18 protein-coding genes are annotated in these 17,368 nt (G+C 65.7%); 8 read left to right on the top strand and 10 right to left on the bottom strand.

Features of this window, described 5'->3' with window-relative positions; all coding sequences use genetic code 11:
* Positions 1–64: 64 nt before the first annotated feature.
* Positions 65–1,069 (bottom strand): P1 family peptidase, encoded by a 1,005-nt coding sequence (locus tag BM175_RS03855; RefSeq protein WP_175526763.1) that lies wholly within the window; start codon positions 1,067–1,069, stop codon positions 65–67.
* 14 nt (positions 1,070–1,083) lie between these two features.
* Complete coding sequence (locus BM175_RS03850) at positions 1,084–2,151, bottom strand: ABC transporter substrate-binding protein (RefSeq protein WP_175526747.1); 1,068 nt, start codon at positions 2,149–2,151, stop codon at positions 1,084–1,086.
* 161 nt (positions 2,152–2,312) lie between these two features.
* On the opposite strand from BM175_RS03850, the gene BM175_RS03845 reads away from it, so the two are divergent.
* A complete protein-coding gene (locus BM175_RS03845; RefSeq protein ID WP_090959543.1) occupies positions 2,313–3,524 on the top strand; it encodes an ABC transporter substrate-binding protein in 1,212 nt (403 codons plus the stop codon).
* 62 nt (positions 3,525–3,586) lie between these two features.
* On the opposite strand, the gene BM175_RS03840 is transcribed toward BM175_RS03845, so the two are convergent.
* The 5 genes from BM175_RS03840 to BM175_RS03820 form a co-directional block, all read right to left on the bottom strand.
* Positions 3,587–3,928, bottom strand: a complete 342-nt coding sequence (locus BM175_RS03840; protein ID WP_090959541.1) for a DUF3140 domain-containing protein — start codon at positions 3,926–3,928, stop codon at positions 3,587–3,589.
* Between the two features lie 67 nt (positions 3,929–3,995).
* Positions 3,996–5,276, bottom strand: coding sequence for a branched-chain amino acid ABC transporter permease (locus tag BM175_RS03835; protein WP_090959538.1), 1,281 nt, complete (start codon positions 5,274–5,276; stop codon positions 3,996–3,998).
* A complete protein-coding gene (locus tag BM175_RS03830; protein ID WP_090959535.1) occupies positions 5,276–6,268 on the bottom strand; it encodes a branched-chain amino acid ABC transporter permease in 993 nt (330 codons plus the stop codon). Before BM175_RS03830 ends, BM175_RS03835 begins: the two co-directional genes overlap by 1 nt.
* A gap of 42 nt (positions 6,269–6,310) precedes the next feature.
* Positions 6,311–7,015 carry an ABC transporter ATP-binding protein gene (locus BM175_RS03825; RefSeq protein WP_090959532.1) on the bottom strand — a complete coding sequence of 235 codons (705 nt, stop codon included), beginning with the start codon at positions 7,013–7,015 and terminating at the stop codon, positions 6,311–6,313.
* Positions 7,012–7,815 (bottom strand): ABC transporter ATP-binding protein, encoded by an 804-nt coding sequence (locus BM175_RS03820; protein ID WP_090959529.1) that lies wholly within the window; start codon positions 7,813–7,815, stop codon positions 7,012–7,014. The genes BM175_RS03825 and BM175_RS03820 overlap by 4 nt, the downstream gene beginning before the upstream one ends.
* Positions 7,816–8,037: 222 nt before the next feature.
* Between BM175_RS03820 and BM175_RS03815 the strand changes: the two genes are divergently transcribed.
* From BM175_RS03815 to BM175_RS03785, 7 genes are all read left to right on the top strand, one after another.
* Positions 8,038–8,553 carry a flavin reductase gene (locus BM175_RS03815; protein ID WP_342029185.1) on the top strand — a complete coding sequence of 172 codons (516 nt, stop codon included), beginning with the start codon at positions 8,038–8,040 and terminating at the stop codon, positions 8,551–8,553.
* Between the two features lie 63 nt (positions 8,554–8,616).
* A complete protein-coding gene (locus tag BM175_RS03810; RefSeq protein ID WP_090959527.1) occupies positions 8,617–9,528 on the top strand; it encodes an AAA family ATPase in 912 nt (303 codons plus the stop codon).
* A gap of 242 nt (positions 9,529–9,770) precedes the next feature.
* Positions 9,771–10,736 (top strand): vWA domain-containing protein, encoded by a 966-nt coding sequence (locus BM175_RS03805; RefSeq protein WP_342029184.1) that lies wholly within the window; start codon positions 9,771–9,773, stop codon positions 10,734–10,736.
* A 10-nt stretch (positions 10,737–10,746) separates the two neighbouring features.
* On the top strand, positions 10,747–11,067 hold the full coding sequence (locus BM175_RS03800) for an XdhC family protein (protein WP_090959521.1): 321 nt from the start codon (positions 10,747–10,749) through the stop codon (positions 11,065–11,067).
* Entirely contained in the window at positions 11,067–11,771 is a 705-nt protein-coding gene (locus tag BM175_RS03795) for an XdhC family protein (protein WP_090959518.1), read from the top strand. The genes BM175_RS03800 and BM175_RS03795 overlap by 1 nt, the downstream gene beginning before the upstream one ends.
* Positions 11,768–13,381: an NTP transferase domain-containing protein gene (locus BM175_RS03790; protein ID WP_090959514.1), complete on the top strand. Its 1,614-nt coding sequence runs from the start codon at positions 11,768–11,770 to the stop codon at positions 13,379–13,381. Before BM175_RS03795 ends, BM175_RS03790 begins: the two co-directional genes overlap by 4 nt.
* 145 nt (positions 13,382–13,526) lie before the next feature.
* Positions 13,527–13,811, top strand: coding sequence for an usg protein (locus tag BM175_RS03785; protein WP_090959511.1), 285 nt, complete (start codon positions 13,527–13,529; stop codon positions 13,809–13,811).
* 4 nt (positions 13,812–13,815) lie between these two features.
* On the opposite strand, the gene radC is transcribed toward BM175_RS03785, so the two are convergent.
* From radC to phaC, 3 genes are all read right to left on the bottom strand, one after another.
* Complete coding sequence (gene radC, locus BM175_RS03780) at positions 13,816–14,577, bottom strand: RadC family protein (protein ID WP_090959509.1); 762 nt, start codon at positions 14,575–14,577, stop codon at positions 13,816–13,818.
* Between the two features lie 7 nt (positions 14,578–14,584).
* Positions 14,585–15,436 (bottom strand): type I methionyl aminopeptidase, encoded by an 852-nt coding sequence (map, locus tag BM175_RS03775; protein WP_090959506.1) that lies wholly within the window; start codon positions 15,434–15,436, stop codon positions 14,585–14,587.
* Between the two features lie 86 nt (positions 15,437–15,522).
* Positions 15,523–17,346, bottom strand: coding sequence for a class I poly(R)-hydroxyalkanoic acid synthase (phaC, locus tag BM175_RS03770; RefSeq protein ID WP_090959502.1), 1,824 nt, complete (start codon positions 17,344–17,346; stop codon positions 15,523–15,525).
* Positions 17,347–17,368: the final 22 nt, after the last annotated feature.

Raw genomic sequence — 17,368 nt, 5'->3', positions numbered from 1 at the left:
GGCAAACGGGGGCTCGGCCGCGCTGTAACAGACGCGCCGCCGCGCCTCAATCGAACCCCGCGTCTCAGGCCGGCAAGTCGTACCAGCAGCGCTTGAGGTCGCCGGGTGCGGAACGGGCGGCATGGACCCCGCGGGCGACCGCGCGCGCGATCGCGCTGGTTGCGGCGGCCGCGAGTTCCACGCGTTCGGCGCCTTCCGGCCGCCAGCCGCTGCCGCCCGTCGCAGCAGCGAACACCAGGTCGCCATCGAAGTCGGTGTGGGCCGGCCAGAGCGAGCGCGCGAAGCCATCATGCGCGGCGACCGCGAGGCGGCGAGCCGCCCCCTTGTCGAGAACCGCGTCGGTGGCCACCACCGCGATCGTGGTGGCGCCACCCGGTCGAGGGTCGAGCTTCGTGACCGGCGCCCCCAAGAGGACTGGAAGAGGGACGGGCAGCCCGATGCCGCCGAACTCGCCATCGATCTCGAACGGCGCGGCATGGAAGTGCCGGCCGGAGCCGACCAGCGGCGAGCCGAGCGCGTTCACCGCCACGAGTGCCGCGACCGTCGCGCCCGACCGAAGCCTGACGGAGGCCGATCCGAGGCCCCCCTTGACCACCGCCGTCGTTGCGCCGGTTCCCGCGCCGACGCTTCCCAGTTCGAACCGTTCGCTCGCAGCAGACGCCGCCTCGAAGCCCAGTTCGCGGTACGGCGAGTGAAGGCCCCAGTCTTTTGCACCACCATTGGCGAGATCGAACAGGATCGCCGCCGGGACGATGGGGACGCGGTGGCCGGCGGCCAGGAAACCTCGACCGACGGAGCGCAGGTAGGCCTGTACGCCGGACGCGGCATCGAGACCGAAGGCGGAGCCGCCGGACAGGACGAGAGCGTCGATACCGGGAACGAGCTTGTCGGGCGCGAGCAGATCTGTCTCGCGTGTGCCGGGCGCCCCGCCGAGAATCTCCACGGCCGCGACGCACGGCGCATCGAAAAGGATCGCCGTCGAGCCGCTCTTCAGCTTTTCATCCTGTGCGTTTCCGACGCGCACCCCTGCGATATCGGTCAGGAGGTTGCGCGGACCCGTCTGCCAGATGGCGGCCATTCAGCTCAACCCTCAGCTTCCGGCACGAAGCGTTGCCCGTCCCAGCGATAGGCGCGGAAGGGCGCCACATCGGCTGCGCCTTCGCCATCGAAGCGCACGAGACCGGCGGTGGTGATGAACGTCTCGTAGCTCAGGAGGTCGACCACGCTGCGACTTTCGGCTCGAGCCCGCGTCGCAGCCTGGATGGCGATCTCGGCGCCGATTCGCGCGATCCGCGCATAGCCCTCGTCTTCCGGGGGCGTTTCGGACGGCACCCAGTCGACATCGAAGCCGCTGGCGAGCGCCACGACACCGGCGGGTAGCGCCACGGCGCCTTCGGCATCGATCAGGGATTCGCCCCCTGCCGCCTCGAGCGTCGACCCGATCTCCGCCGAGTCACGCAAGATCACTGCCGTATCGCTGCGTGCCCCGAGAAACAGGACACGGGTCACCCCGCTTTGCTGAAGACGACGGGCGACGGGGAACTGTTTTTCCTCCGCTGGTCGGTAGCTTTCCGTTACGGCTGCACGCAGGCCATCGGCCTCCAGCGCCTGACGCACCTTGTCGGCGAGATCGCGCGATTGCGGTGAACCGTCTTCGACGATTCCGAACGCCGTGTCGGACCATCTTTCGCGCACGAACCCGGCGAGCGCCCGCGCCTCCGCACCTGCTGCCGGCGCAAGTCGCCAGACGAGGGCACCGTCCTGCTGCCGTTGTCGCTGGATGCGCGCCGCCCGCACACCGACGTCGAGAGCCGGGATCGCCGCCGCGGTCAGTTTCGGCAGGGCCGCCTCGAGTGCGACGGTGCAGAGGAAGCCGACCGCTGCCGCGGCCCGTGCAGCGATCAACGCATCCGCCGCTTCGCGGCCGCCATCTGCCGAGCAGAACGTGTCGACCGATACGGTCGTTGCTCCGTTTTCCTCCGCGGCGCGCTTGGCACCCGCTTCGATCTGGCGGCCCAGAATCTCGCTCGGGCCGCTGAGGGGGGCCGCGATGCCGATCACGAGCGTGTCACCGGATTGCGCCCGAACCGACGCTATCGGCACGGTTGCGAGGAGAGCGGCAAGGGTAAGGGCGCGGACGGCATGTGGCATGCCTTCTTCTAGCGCCTTCCGGGACCGGGAGCGAGGTGGCTTCGCTTGACCCTTCGCGCACGCGCCGCTTAAGTCGCCGCGGGCCGCCGAAACCGGCGCGCAACGGGAGATCGGACCCGGCATCGAGGCCGATGGTCCCAAACTGTTTCGGGAGTTCAAGCATGATCGGCGGACGCAAAGCCATTCTGGGCCTGACGGCTTCTCTTCTCGCGCTCGGCGTTTCCGCCGCGTGGGCGCAGGATGCCGGGATCAAGGTCGGCCTAATCGGCGGCATCACCGGCCCGATCGAGAGCCTCATGCCGCCGATCGCCAATGCAGCGAAGCTCGCGGTCGCGCAGGTCAACGAAGCCAGCGGCATCGGCAAGAGCGGCGCGAAGGTCGAAATGGTGATCGGCGACGACGGCTGCGTCGATGCCGCGCGCGCGTCGGACGCCGCCGACCGTCAGGTAAATTCCGAGAAGGTGGCGGGCATCGTCGGCGCCATGTGCTCCGGCGCGACGATCGCCGCCGCCAACGCCGCGGCGATCCCAGGCGGCGTCGTGATGGTGTCTCCCGCCTCGACCTCGCCGGCGGTGACCGATCTCAACGACAACGACCTCGTGTTCCGCACCGCGCCGTCCGACGCTTACCAGGGCGAAGTGCTGGCGCGCGTCGTCAAGAAGAACGGCATCGACAACGTCGCGATCACCTACGTCAACAACGACTACGGAACCGGTTTCGCGCAGGCCTTCCAGAAGGCCTTCGAGGCGGACGGCGGCACGGTGACGGTCTCGCAGGCACACGAGGACGGCAAGGCCGACTACCGTGCCGAGATCGGCTCGCTCGCGTCGTCGGGCGCCGATGCGCTGGTGGTGCTCGCCTATGTCGACGGCTCGGGCGGGCGCATCGTGGCGCAGGCGCGCGAAACGGGCGACTTCTCGACCTTCGTCGGCGGCGACGGCATGGTCGGCGGCAACCTGACCAACGTCACCGGAGGTGACGAGAAGCTGATCCTGACGCGTCCGGGCGGCACGGCGGCGCTGGGCGCCGAGCAGTTCGCGACCGCGGCCAAGGCTGCAAACATTGATCCCGCCGCGACCTACACTTCGACGTCCTACGACGCTGCCTTCGCGCTGCTCTTGGCGCTGGAAAAGACGGGCGGCTCGCGCGAGGGCCTGAGCCAAGCGCTGCGCGACGTGGCTTCGGCGCCTGGCGAGGTGATCCTGCCGGGCGAGTGGACGAAGGCGAAGCAGTTGATCGAGGCCGGCACCGACATCAACTACGAGGGTGCGTCAGGCGCACTCGAGTTCGACGCCAAGGGCGACGTTCCCGGCTCATACGACGAGGTCACCGTCAAGGACGGCAAGATCGTGGTCGTCGGGCCCGCGATGTAAGCCGAGCGAGCGCACTCGAAACGACGAAGCCCCAGAGTTCGCGCTCCGGGGCTTTTTTCGTGTCAGTGCTTCTTCATGGGGTCGTGTCCCCAATTCATCAGCGAGTACCGCCAGGGGGTGTCCTCGATCTCGCCCTTCGGCTTCTGCTTCATGTGCCGCTTGATGTAGCCGACGACCTTCTGCATGTGCTCGTACTCGGCGTCGGTGAGATCTGACTTCTTCATGCCCTTGATCTCGATGATCTCGCGGCCGGACTTGTGTCCAACGGACTCCCCCTTGCCGCCGGATTTGGCTCCGACGTCCTTGGACTCGTCCGTCTCCAGCCACGTTTCGAGCTGCTTCGGCGTCATGTTCACGAGGTCCTTGAACTCTGCATAGACCTCGGCTCGCTTGTCGTCGTCCATTGGTGCGCTCCCGCTGTGGTTGCGCGCCCAACGACTCCTTCCTGTGGACGGTTCCTGCGAAAACCGTTCAGTCGGTCAGACGCCGTTCCGGCAGCACGCCGCGGGGCGCGAAGCGCAGGACCAGCGTGATCGTAAGGCCGATCACGAACACGCGCATCTGCAACGCACGCGAATCGAGGTCTGCGGGGGCGACCCATCCGAAGAGGCTTTGGCCCCAGTCGCGCGCCAGCGAGAAGAGCGTCAGCGCAGCCGGTTCTGACATCGTCCACACGATGTAGACAAAAACTGCACCGAAGATCGCACCGCGATTGTTTCCGGCGCCTCCCAGGATCACCATCACCCAGATCAGGAACGTGTGGTTCAGGTCGACGAAGCCCGAAGGATCGAAGATCGAGGTGAAATGGACGAGGATCGCTCCACCAAGGCCCATCAGCATGGCGCCGAGGACGAAGATCTCGAGCCGGCGCCCGTCCACGTTCTTGCCCATCGAGGCCGCGGCCGCCTCGTTGTCGCGGATGGCACGCATCATGCGGCCCCACGGCGCTCGGTAAGCGCGCTCCATCAGGAGGTAGACAACGAGGAGGATCACGGCGGTGACGGCGAGATACAGGCTCCGGCCCCAGAGGAAGCCGACCTCCGCCGGCGTGGATACCGGCCACGGCAGCGGCGAGACGGTGAGGGTGCCGCGCGTCAGCCAATCGGCGTTCCGCAGGAAGGTCTTGATGATCTGCGCGATTCCGAGCGTGGCGATGGCGAGATAGTCGGCTCGCAGTCCGAGGCAGATCTTGCCGATGACATAGGCGATCGCGCCTGCCACGACGCCAGCCGCGACCCAACCGACGCCGACCGGCAGACCGAAGCCGCCGATGAAGCCTGCCTCGGCCTCGATAGCGGTGGTCGCCGGATCGAACTTCGCGGTGACCAGCATGAAGGCGATCGCACTGGAGATCACGGTGAGGGCGGTGACGAGTCCCTGCGGCAGACCTAGCCGGCGTGTCTGCGATATGAGCCCCACGACGACAACTGCGCCGACCAGCCACACGAGAGCTTCACCCAGCATCGGCGCTCCGCGCGACGCCCAGAACGCTTCGTTGACCGGGAAGGTCATCAGCACGGAGGCGAAAGCACCAGCCACGATGAAGCCCATGATGCCGACGTTGAAGAGGCCGGCGTAACCCCATTGAATGTTCAGCCCAATCGCGATGATCGCATAGGCCGCGGCTTCGACAAGCATGCGGGTCGCATAGGCCGAACCCTGAAGCCAGAAGACGAGCGCGACCAGCGCACAGAGCGCCAGGATCAGGACGAGTTCGCGGTTGCGGTTCGAGGAGACGGATCCGCCGCGCATCAGAACACCCGCCCCTTGAAGATACCAGTCGGCCGGTAGATCAACACAACGATCAGGATGAAGAACGGCACCACGAGACGATATTCGGTCGGCACGAAGGCGAGGTTTGCGGGAATTTCGAGCCCTGCGGGCAGCAGTCCCTGGAAGGGGCGTAGCAGCACCGACAGATTGAACACGGACAGCGTCTCAGCGAAGCCGATGAGATAGCCTCCGGCGATGGCACCGTAGGGTTGGCCGATGCCGCCGACGATCGTCGCGGCGAAAATCGGCAGCAGGATGTTGTAGGCGAGGTCCGGCTTCAGCTGCACGTCCATCGCGAGCATCGTACCGGCGATGGCGGCCAGGGAACCGCCGATGACCCACGTCGCCTTGACCACTGTATCCAGCGGAATGCCGGTCACGCGGGCGAGGTCCGGATTGTCAGATACGGCGCGCATCGCCTTGCCCAACCGCGAACGCGTGAGGAAGACGTGCAGAGCCACGACGGACACGACGGTCAGGACGATCAGCGCCAGCTGCGGCTCGGTGATGACGATCGGTCGACCACCCGTCGGAATGCGGAAAATCTGCTTGGGTGCATCCAGATACATATCGCGCGAGCCCGTGCCGGCGAAGAGGCGGATCAACCCTTGCAGCATCAGCGTCACGCCGATCGACGCCATCACCATCACGACGGGCCGTGCGCCGCGCTCGCGCAACGGCTTGTAGAACGCCTTGTCGAGCCCGATCGCAAAGACCGACGTCAGCAGCATCACGACCGGCAGGAGTAAAAGTACCAACGGGACGGGCAACGATATGCCGAAGGCGGCACACAGGCTGGCCAGCATAAAGGCGAAAAAGGCAGCCGCCGTCATCATGTCGCCGTGGGCGAAATGGGCGAAGCGCAGGATGCCGAAGATCAGCGTCACGCCGACGGCGCCGAGGGCGTAGATGGAGCCGATGATCAGCCCGCCCATCAGGCCACGGTTGATGAAGAAAACTAGCTCGTCCAACGGATTGTCTCGAAGAGTTCGATCAAGGGGCGAGGCGTCGGCTCAGCCGCCCAGGAAGGATTTTGCGACATCCGGATCGGCCAGAAGAGCCGCGCCGGTGTCGGTGAAGCGGTTGCGCCCGCCAGCCAGCACGAACCCCTTGTGGGCGATCCCGAGTGCCTGCTTGGCGTTCTGCTCGACCATCGCGACGGTGACGCCTGAGGCATTGACCACGAGGATGCGGTCGAAGATTTCGCTCATGTAGCGGGGCGAGAGGCCAGCCGTCGGCTCGTCCAGAAGGATCAGCTTCGGGTCGATCATCAGAGCGCGTCCCACCGCCACCATCTGGCGCTGGCCGCCCGAGAGTTCGCCCGCCGGCTGCCGGCGTTTGTCCTTGAGCGGTGGAAAAATGTCGTAGACGCGATCGAGCAACCCCGACACGTCGTCGCGCCGGACATAGGCCCCCATTTCGAGGTTCTCGTGGACGCTCAGCGTCTTGAAGACGTTGTGCTCCTGCGGCACGAACGCCATGCGCAGGGCGCTGAGGCTGTCGGTCGGGCGATTGGTGATCTCCTGCCCATCGAACATGACCCGGCCTGACGAGACGCGCAGCAGTCCAAAGATCGCCTTCAGCGTCGTCGACTTGCCGGCCCCGTTCGGTCCGACGATGACGCCGATCTCGCCGGCTTCGAGCTCGAGGTTCACCCCGTTCAGGATCATCGCCTCGCCGTAGCCGGCGACGACGTTCTCGACCTTCAGGAGGCTCATGCGCTCGCTCCCACGCCCGTGGTCGCATGGCCGGTGGGGGAGCCTCCGAAATAGGCCTCGACCACGGCTTCGTCCGCCTGGATCTCGGCCAACGTTCCGGTCCGCATGACTTCGCCCGCGGCCATGACGATCACCGGGTCGCAAAGACGGCCGATCAGGTCCATATCGTGCTCGATCACGAAGAAGGTGTAGCCGCGTTCGCGGTTGAGGCGCTCGATGTTGGCCGCGATGTCATTGAGAAGCGTGCGGTTTACCCCCGCCGCGATCTCGTCGAGAAGTACGATCTTGGCATCCACCATCATCGTGCGGGCAAGCTCGACGAGCTTCTTCTGGCCGCCGGAAAGGTTGCCTGCAAGCTCGTGCGCGACATGGCCGATCTTGAGGAAGTCGATCACGTCTTGCGCCCGTTCGCGCACCTGCACCTCGAACTCGCGGACCGTCCGGCCTCGGAACCAGGCTTCCAGAAGGTTCTCGCCGGGCTGGCCGCCGGGCACCATCATCAGGTTCTCGATGACGCTCAGATGCGAGAACTCGTGGGCGATCTGGAACGTGCGCAGGAGCCCGCGGTCGAAGAGCTGATGCGGTTTCAGGCCCTGGATCTCGCGCCCTTCGAACAGGATCTGTCCGGACGAGGGCGCCAGATTGCCGGCGACCATGTTGAACAGCGTCGACTTTCCCGCGCCGTTCGGCCCGATCAGTCCGGTGATGCCGCCCTGTTCCACCGTCAGCGAACAGCGGTTCACTGCGGTGAAGCCGCCGAACCGGCGCGTTACGTCCCTGACCTCGAGGATCGGCGCCATGTCGGCTTCCTATCGCATTGAAACATTTCCCGAAGCGGCGCACGAACGCGGCGCCGCGGGAGCGGGCACGTCCTGAAGGCTTGCAGCTGCGATGTCAAACGCGTTGACGTTCGCGTCGCTCACGAACTCGAAAACTTTCAGGGCCTATGGTGCGCACCGTCGGCCTGCGCCCCATGTTGAGAGGGCGTCTCGCAAACGACGTGACAGCCCGAAGGACGAATCTTGCTTCTGACCAACGCCGAAATCGACCGGACGGCTTTCCGCGAGGCGATGAGCCATTTCGCCGCCGCGGTAAGCCTCGTGACGACGGACGGTCCGGCCGGACGGCGCGGCGTGACGGTCACCTCGGTCTGCTCGGTTTCCGACGATCCCGCAACGCTTCTTGTCTGCCTCAACCGATCCAGCGCGGCCAACGCCCGGTTCGCCGAGAACGGTGTCTTCGCGGTCAATGTCCTTGCCGATCGCAGCGAGACGGTGGCGCGCGCCTTTGCAGGCGAGGGCAAGCTCGACCTCGATAAGCGGTTCGCGTCGGGGCGCTGGACGACCATCGAGACCGGTGCGCCGATTCTCGAGGATTCGATCGTATCCTTCGACTGCCGCATCCTCGAAAGCCGGACGGTCGCGACCCATCAGGTGACGATCGGTCAGGTCGTCGGGCTGTCGGTCCCGAGAGCGGGGCACAGCTTGCTGTACCGTGCGCGGCGATATCATGCGCTGCAGCACCTCGACCCGGAATGACATGGTTGTGACGCGGGGCGTTCGGCCTATCTTGTTGAGACCCACGCCAGCGGACATCATGCGTTGACCCAAGTCCCCCGCAGCATCGACGAGACGGAGACCCTCCTTTCCGAAGGGGGCTACGTCGCCGACCGCTCGCTCGCCACCGTCCTGTTCCTGGCACTGCGCATGCGGCGTCCGCTCTTTCTCGAAGGGGAAGCCGGGGTCGGCAAGACGGAGATCGCCAAGGTCCTGGCGGATCGGCTGGGACGTCCCCTGATCCGGCTCCAGTGTTACGAAGGTCTCGACGTCTCCACCGCGCTCTACGAGTGGAATCATGCCGCGCAGATGATCGAGATCCGCCTGCGCGAGGCAAGTGGCGACACGGCGCGCGATGCGATGCGCTCCGACATCTTCTCCGAACGGTTCCTGATCCGTCGCCCGGTGCTGCAGGCTTTGGAAGGCGACCCCGGACGCGCGCCGGTTCTCCTCATCGACGAACTCGACCGGGCCGACGAGGCGTTCGAGGCGTTCCTCCTGGAAGTCCTGTCGGACTTTCAGGTGACGATCCCGGAACTCGGCACGATCCGCGCCACACAGATTCCGATCGTCATCGTGACGACCAATCGTACCCGCGAGATCCACGACGCCCTCAAGCGCCGCTGCCTCTATCACTGGCTCGACTACCCCGACGCCGCGCGCGAGCTCGAGATCGTGCGCCGCAAGGTGCCGACGGCGCGCGCCGACTTGAGCGCCGAACTCGTCGCCTTCGTTCAGCGCCTGAGGGGTGAGGACCTGTTCAAGGCGCCCGGCGTTGCCGAAACGCTCGATTGGGCGACGGCCCTGACCGAACTCGATGCCGTCGCGCTCGACCCCGAACTGATCACCGATACGTTGGGCGTCCTGCTGAAGTACCAGGACGACATCGCGCGGATCGGCCAAAGCGAGGCGGACGAGATGCTGAGGGCCATTCGCAGGGAGCACGCTTCCGCATGATCGCGGGAGGGCACCTCGCCGAAAACGTCACGCACTTTTCACGCGCGCTGCGACGGGCGGGACTGCGTGTCGGTCCGGCCGATACGCTTGCCGCGATCGAGGCCATCCGCGCCGGGGGTATCGGATCGCGCGACGATTTCTACTGGACGCTGCACGCCGTCCTCGTAGCTCGCCGCGAAGACACGCCGGTCTTCGACGAGGCGTTCCGACTGTTCTGGCGTTCACGACAACTGGTCGAGCGCATGCTGGCGATGTTCTCGGCAAAGACACCTGCGAAGGCGGAGCCGCCCCCGGCGAAGGCCGGTGCCCGGCGGGTATCCGACGCGCTGGAAGGCCGCGCCGATGCCCGCCGCGTTGAGGAACGTCCGACGCTCGATGTCGATGCGCGGCTCACGGTCTCGGCGGATGAGGTTTTTCGGGCCAAGGACTTCGCTCAGATGAGTGCGGCGGAGCTCGCGGAGGCGAAGGCGGCGATCCGCCGCCTAGTCTCGCCCGACGACCGAGTCGTCTCGCGCCTCTTTCGCTCGGACGGCCACGGGCGACGTTTCGATGCACGGCGCACGCTGCGGGCCTCGATCCGCTCCGGTGGCGATCTCATTCTGCCGCGGTTCGATCGCCCGCGTACCGTGCTGCCCCCGCTGGTGGTGATCGCCGACATTTCGGGTTCCATGAGCCAGTACAGCCGCGTGATGCTGCATTTCATGCATGCGATGTCGGCGGAGCGTCGGGTTCGAGCCTTTCTGTTCGGCACGCGGCTGACCCCCATCACGCGACAACTCGCCCGCAAGGATCCCGATGAGGCCGTTGCCGCGTGCAGCAATCTGGTGCGGGACTGGTCGGGAGGGACGCGCATCGGCGCGGCGCTCGAAGAGTTCAATCGACGCTGGTCGCGCCGCGTCCTGTCCGGTGGCGCGATCGTTCTGTTGGTGACGGACGGTCTCGAGCGGGACGACATGCAGCGGCTTGCCCGTGAGGTGGATCGCCTTCATCGCTCGTGCAGGCGGTTGATCTGGCTCAATCCCTTGCTGCGGTTCGATGGATTCTCGGCCCGCGCTCGCGGCGTTCGTGCCTTGCTGCCGCATGTCGACGAGTTCCGGTCCGCCCATTCGCTGGATTCCCTCGCCGATCTTTGCGTTGCGCTCTCTCGCACGCGGGCGGGTCGCGATATGGAGCCGCGCACCTGGCTGAAAGCCGGCGAGGCCGCTTGAGGAACGCGAAATGAGCGACGCAACGGATATCCTGGCTACCGCCGAACGCTGGGCCTCCGAGGGGAGACGTGCGGCTTTGGCGACCGTGGTCGAGACGTGGGGCTCGGCGCCGCGACCGGTCGGCAGCCACCTCGTCATCGACGAGGACGGCGGGTTCGAGGGCTCCGTGTCGGGCGGTTGCGTCGAAGGTGCGGTGATCTCCGAGGCTCTGGACGTGATCGCCAGCGGAGAGCCGAAGATGCTCGAGTTTGGTGTCGCCGACGAGACCGCCTGGCGCGTCGGCCTGTCCTGCGGCGGCCGTATTCGTGTCTATGTCGAGCGCGTGGGCTAATGCGAGCGGATCTTCTCCGGGCGTTGAACGCCGAGCGACGGGCACGCCGCGGATGTCTCGTCCTGACCGATCTGGCCACCGGTTCCCAGCGACTGGTGCGTGAGGGTGATGCAGAGACGCAAGGCGAGGCTGTGCAGCGAGCGCTCCGCGCTGGACGCTCAGGCATTCTCGAGGGAACGAAGACGTTTCTGAATGTCTATCTGCCGCCGCCACGGATCGTGGTTGTCGGCGCGGTCCACATCAGCCAGGCGCTGGCTCCGATGGCGTCGATCGCCGGTTTCGACATTTCGATCATAGACCCGCGCACGGCCTTTGCGACACCGGAGCGGTTTCCCGGCGTCCCGTTGCATGCGAAATGGCCGGAAGATGCGCTGAAGGAACGGCCACTCGATGCCTATACAGCGCTTGTCGCGGTCACGCACGATCCGAAGATCGATGACCATCCGCTGATCGAGGCTCTTGAAGTCGGCTGCTTCTATGTCGGGGCATTGGGCAGTCGAAAGACCCATGTGCGTCGGATCGAGCGACTTTTGTCGGCCGGCGTGCCGCAGCATCGGATCGGCCGGATCGAGGCGCCGGTCGGCGTCGATATCGGCGCATCGACGCCAGCAGAAATTGCTGTCGCGGTTCTGGCATCGGTGATTGCGGCTTTCCGCGGTCGTAAGATGCACGCGGAACGTTGGGGCGAGGCGGGAGGCGCATGAAGTTCGGCCCTGTGCCGACGGCCGAGGCTCGAGGTGGCCTCTTGGCGCACGCCCTGACCGTCGACGGACGCCGGCTCGCAAAGGGTCACGCGCTTTCCGGCGACGACCTGCGGCAACTTCAGGACCAAGGCGTCAGCGAGGTCGTCGTCGCCCGGCTGGACCCGGACGATGTGACGGAAGACGATGCCGCTGCCAGGATCGCCCTCGCGCTGGCTGCCGACGGCATATCCGTCGCGCCGCCTGGGACCGGTCGAGCCAATCTTCACGCGGAGGCATCGGGAGTCTTCCTGCCGGACCGATCGCTGATCGATGCCGTCAACCGCATCCATCCAGGCATCACCGTGGCGACCCTTGCGGAGTATACATCGGTCGAAGCTCATCGCATGCTCGCGACGGTCAAGATCATACCGCTCGCGGTACCGGGAGCCGCCGTCGCGGAGGCGGAACGGGTTCTGTCCGGCGGGACGGCGCTTCGATTGAAGCGGTACAGAGCTCGCGGCGTCGGGCTCGTCCAGACCGAACTGCCGACGATCAAGGCCACCACGCTCGACAAGACCCGGCGTATCCTAGAGGGACGGCTCTCTCCGTCGGGTTCGATATTGCTTCGCGAAGTCCGATGCCCGCATGACGCCGGCGAACTCGCGCGCCGATTGAGCGACGCGACGGCAGACGAGGAACTGACGATCGTCTTCGGCGCATCCGCCGTGATCGACGAGGCCGATGTGGTGCCGGACGCGATCCGGCGGGCCGGGGGTGAGGTCCGACATCTCGGTATGCCGGTAGACCCCGGCAACCTTCTGCTTCTCGGCCAGATCGGACCGCGTATCGTGTTGGGTGCACCCGGCTGCGCACGAAGCCCCATCGAGAACGGTTTCGATTGGGTTCTCACTCGTCTCATGGCGGATCTTCAGGTGGGGCGCGAGGAGATCGTCGGCCTTGGCGTCGGGGGGCTACTGATGGAAATCGCGACGAGACCGCAAGCCCGTGAAGACGTCGTCTCGGTCCGAGCGTCGACGCCGCGAGTCCATGCGCTCGTGCTGGCCGCCGGGCGCTCCAGCCGAATGGGCGGGCCCAACAAGCTCCTGGCGCGGTTCGGAGGCGAGCCGCTGGTCCGGCGGACTGTCGAGACCGCGCTCGCCAGCCGTGCATGCGCTGTCACGGTGGTGACGGGCCACATGGCCGACGAGATCGGCGCGGCCCTCGAAGGTACGAGCGCCAGAATAGTGCACAACGAGGACTTTGCCGCCGGACTGTCCACGTCATTGCGGCGTGGTTTCGCGGTAGCGAGCCAGGACTCAGACGGTGTCCTGGTGCTCCTGGCTGATCAGCCGCTGCTGACGAGCGCCGATCTCGATCGGATGATCGAGGCGTTTCGCCCCGCGGGGATCGGCTCCATCGTTCTCGCGACCGACGACGGCCGCAGGGCCAATCCCGTGATCCTTTCATCGATCTTCGCGAATGCCATCTCGACCATCGAAGGCGATGTCGGCGCACGCGCCATAGTTCAGTCGAGCGGCGAGCTCGTTCGCGAGGTCGAACTCGGACGAGCGGCGTCGCTGGACGTCGATACGCCGGATGTGATGCGAGAGGCGGGCGGGGTCTGGGATTAGCGGAAGGCTGCACGGATTCGTTGCACCACCGGAACACGATGGCTTTTGCGGCAGAAGAGCTGACCCGGTTAGGACTTCGTTAAACATGCGGGCGCAGCCTTGAGACCGAGGGCCGCTTCCTCGGCCCGATGCAGAAGGAGCCGACATGCCTGCCGCACGTACGCCCGATCCGCAGTTCCTGAAGATGCTGTCCGGCTACGGCCTGACGTTCGCGGAAATCCTCTACCGCATGCCGGATCACCCGGCCTTCCTCCAGACCTTCTCCTGGCAGTTCGACGACATCGCGCCGGACTATCCGCGCCTCCGACGCTTCCTCGACCATTGGGAGCGCGACGTGGAGGCGAAGATCCACTCTGTCCGCGTGATGCACCAGGGCCTGATCCAGCCGCTCGAAATCAAGCTCGTGTGCGAGGTCGGCTACCTCAACTGACGCGTCAGATGAGACTTTCGGCGCGGAAGCTGAAATGGCCGTTTCGGCCGATGATGACGTGATCGTGTATCTTGATGCCGAGTGCTTCGGCGACGTCGACCAGCGTCTTCGTCATGTCGATATCGGCGCGCGACGGACTGGGATCGCCGGACGGGTGGTTGTGAACGAGCACCAGCGCGCTCGCCGACAGGGCGAGGGCTCGTCCCATCACTTCGCGCGGGTAGACCGGCGTGTGGTTCACCGTGCCGACCTGCTGCACCTCGTCGGCGATGAGAGCGTTCTTCCGATCGAGGAACAGGATGCGGAACTGCTCGCGGGTCTCGTGCGCCATCACGGCGTGGCAGTAGTCCAAGACCGCCGACCAAGACGACAGCATCTCGCGCCCACGGATCGAAGCGCGAAATGCCCTTTGATTGACCGCGGTCACGATCCGGAGATCGAGTGCCGTGGCAGCGCCGATCCCGTCGATCTCCGTGAGCAGATCTGCGGGCGCGTTCAATACGTCGGAGAGCGTCCCGAAGCGCTTCAGAAGAGCCTTCGCGATCGGCTTGGTGTCGCGGCGGGGGATGAAGCGGAACAGCAGGAGTTCGAGAAGTTCGTAGTCGGCCAGCGCGTCGGGCCCGGCCGACGTAAAGCGCTCGCGCAACCGGTCGCGATGCCCGTCGTGATCCTTCGCAGCCGCGCGCGGCTTCGGGAGGGGCACTTCGACAGCAGCGGTCCAGTCGGGCTGCGGCGCTTCCTTCAGGCCGTCGTCCCCCTGCGCCATGATCCGTTCAGGCCTCGGCTTCGGCCCAAGCCGAAGCGGGAGAGCCCGGCATGTCGTGCCCGTTGAGAGACCTCGTGAAGACTTCGCATCCGGTCTCGGTCACCCCCACGGTATGCTCGTATTGCGCCGAGAGCGAGCGGTCGCGCGTGACCGCAGTCCAGCCGTCGGCAAGTACCTTCACATGCGGGCGTCCGAGATTGATCATCGGCTCGATGGTGAAGATCATGCCGGGTCGCATCTCGACGCCTTCGCCGCGACGCCCGTAGTGCAGGATATTCGGCGCGTCGTGGAAGAGGCGGCCGATCCCGTGACCGCAGAAATCCCTCACAACCGAGCAGCGCTCGCCCTCGGCGTAGGCCTGGATCGCGGCGCCGATGTCGCCGACGTGGTTGCCGGGCTTCACCGCCTCGATCCCGATCAGGAGCGAGCGATAGGTGATTTCGCACAGCCGCTCGGCGGCGCGCTTGATCTGACCGACGGGATACATGCGCGACGTGTCGCCGTAGTAGCCGTCGAGAATCAGCGTCACGTCGATGTTGACGATGTCACCTTCGCGCAGCGGCTTGTCGTTGGGAATGCCGTGGCAGACGACGTGGTTTATCGAGGTGCAGACGTTCTTGGTGTAGCCGCGATAATTGAGCTGCGCCGGCAGCGCACCGTGATCGCGAGTGAACTCGAAGACGAACCGGTCGATCTCGTTGGTCGTGATCCCCGGCTTCACGATCTCGGCCAGCTGATCCAGCACCTCTGACGAGAGCCGGCTGACGCGGCGCATCCCCTCGAAGGCCTCCGCGTCGTAGAGCCGGATGGAGCCGGTGTTGCGGAGAGGATTGGCTTCGGCTTCGAGGTAGACTGTCATGATTGCAGCGATGCGTGCCCGCGACGGGAGAGAAAGAGCTTGTGCGTGATGTCGCACCGATGGCGCATCGCTTCAAGTCCGGCGGGTCACTGGCGGACGTATCGCCCCGGCGCGTCCTCGATCACCGGCAAGCCGTTGGCGCCGGGTTCGCGGGCCGGCACCCGTTCGTTCGATTGCGCCTCAAGCCACGCCTGCCAATGCGGCCACCACGACCCCTTCGTCTCTCGGGCCTGACGCCACCAGTCGTCGAAGGACAGGTCGCGCGACGGCGAGGGTCCGACCCAGAACTGATATTTGTTCTTGGCAGGCGGATTGACGACGCCCGCGATATGGCCCGAGCCGGACACGACATAGGTGACCGGTGCACCGAGAGCCTGGCTGCCCTCGTAGACGCTGAGCGCCGGCGCGATGTGGTCTTCTTTGGTGGCGAGGTTGTAAACGGGCAGGGTGATCGACGACAGGTCGAGCCTGACCCCGCCGATCTCCATCATGCCGCGCGACAGCCGATTCTCCAGATAGCAGTTGCGCAGGTAAAAGAGGTGGTTGGCCTTCGCCATGCGTGTGGCGTCGGCGTTCCAGAACAGGAGATCGAAGGGCAGGGGTTCCTTGCCCTTCAGGTAGTTGTTGACGAAGTACGGCCAGATCAGGTCGCCGGATCGGAGAAGGTTGAAGGCCGTCGCCATCTGGGAGCCGTCGAGATAGCCCTTCTCCATCGTGCGCTCGATCTCGGCGAGCTGGCCTTCGTCGACGAAGACTTTCAGATCGCCCGAGTGCTTGAAGTCGATCTGGGTCGTCAGGAACGTGACCGAGGCGATCCGGTCGTCTCCGCGGGCCTTCAAGTAGGGAAGCGAGGCGGCCAGCAGCGTCCCGCCGACGCAGTAGCCGACCATGTTGACCTCGCGCTCGCCGGTCGCCTGCTCGACCGTGTCGAGCCCGAAGGCGATGCCTTCGTCGATGTAGTCCTTCCAGCTCCGGTCGGCGTGCGCTTCGGTCGGGTTAACCCAGGAGATGACGAAGACCGTGTGCCCCTGCTCGACCATCCAGCGGATGAACGATTTCTCCGGGTTGAGATCGAGGATGTAGAACCGGTTGATCCAGGGCGGCGAGATCAGAATCGGTCGCCGGAAAACGGCTTCCGTCTGCGGCGCGTACTGAAGGATCTGGCAGACCTCATTCTCGGCAACGACCTTGCCGGGCGTCATCGCGAGGTTCTCGCCGACCGCGAATTTCGTCGGATCGGACTGGCGTAGCTTGAGCTGGCCTTTCCCCGTCATCATGTCCTCGGCGAACATGCGCATGCCGCGCACGAGATTCTCGCCGTTCTGCTCGACCGTCTCGCGGTAGAGCTCGGGGTTGGTGAGAACGAAATTGGAGGGCGAAATCGCGTTGGCGATCTGCCTCACATAGAATGCAGCCTTCTGGCGCGTGTGCGGGTCAAGCCCATCGGACCGTTCGACCAGCATGTTCGCCCAGTCCGACGTGATGACATAGGCTTCCTTAAGGAAGCCGAAGAAGAGGTTTCGGCTCCAGTCCTCGTGGGTGAATCGCTTGTCCGGCCGACCCGCCAGCGCTTCAGCCGGCGGTGCGCCGGAAGCCTTGCGGATCGAATCCGCCCACAGCACCATGAAACGCATCATCAGTGCGCTCTGCGCCTCCAGCGAGCGCGCAGGGTCGGTCAGCCAATACTCGCCGACGCGCGACAGCGTCGCGACCATGTCGGAGTAGCTGAGCGGTCCATCCTTGATCTCGCCGCGCTCGCGCGGCTCGACCCAAGCCGACGCGGCCTTGCCGACCTGCTCCAGCATTCTTGCCATGTTGCGCGCGAACGCTTCGGGATCCCGCACCGCGTAATCCGAGAAGGAGGGCATCTCCCCGGCGGGGCCGCCGCTCGTGGATGTCGATTCCGCCATGGCCGGTCCTCCTTGATCCTCC

The organism is Aureimonas phyllosphaerae, assembly GCF_900113065.1.
Lineage (GTDB): Bacteria > Pseudomonadota > Alphaproteobacteria > Rhizobiales > Rhizobiaceae > Aureimonas > Aureimonas phyllosphaerae.
This window is presented reverse-complemented; position numbering and strand designations above follow the sequence as displayed.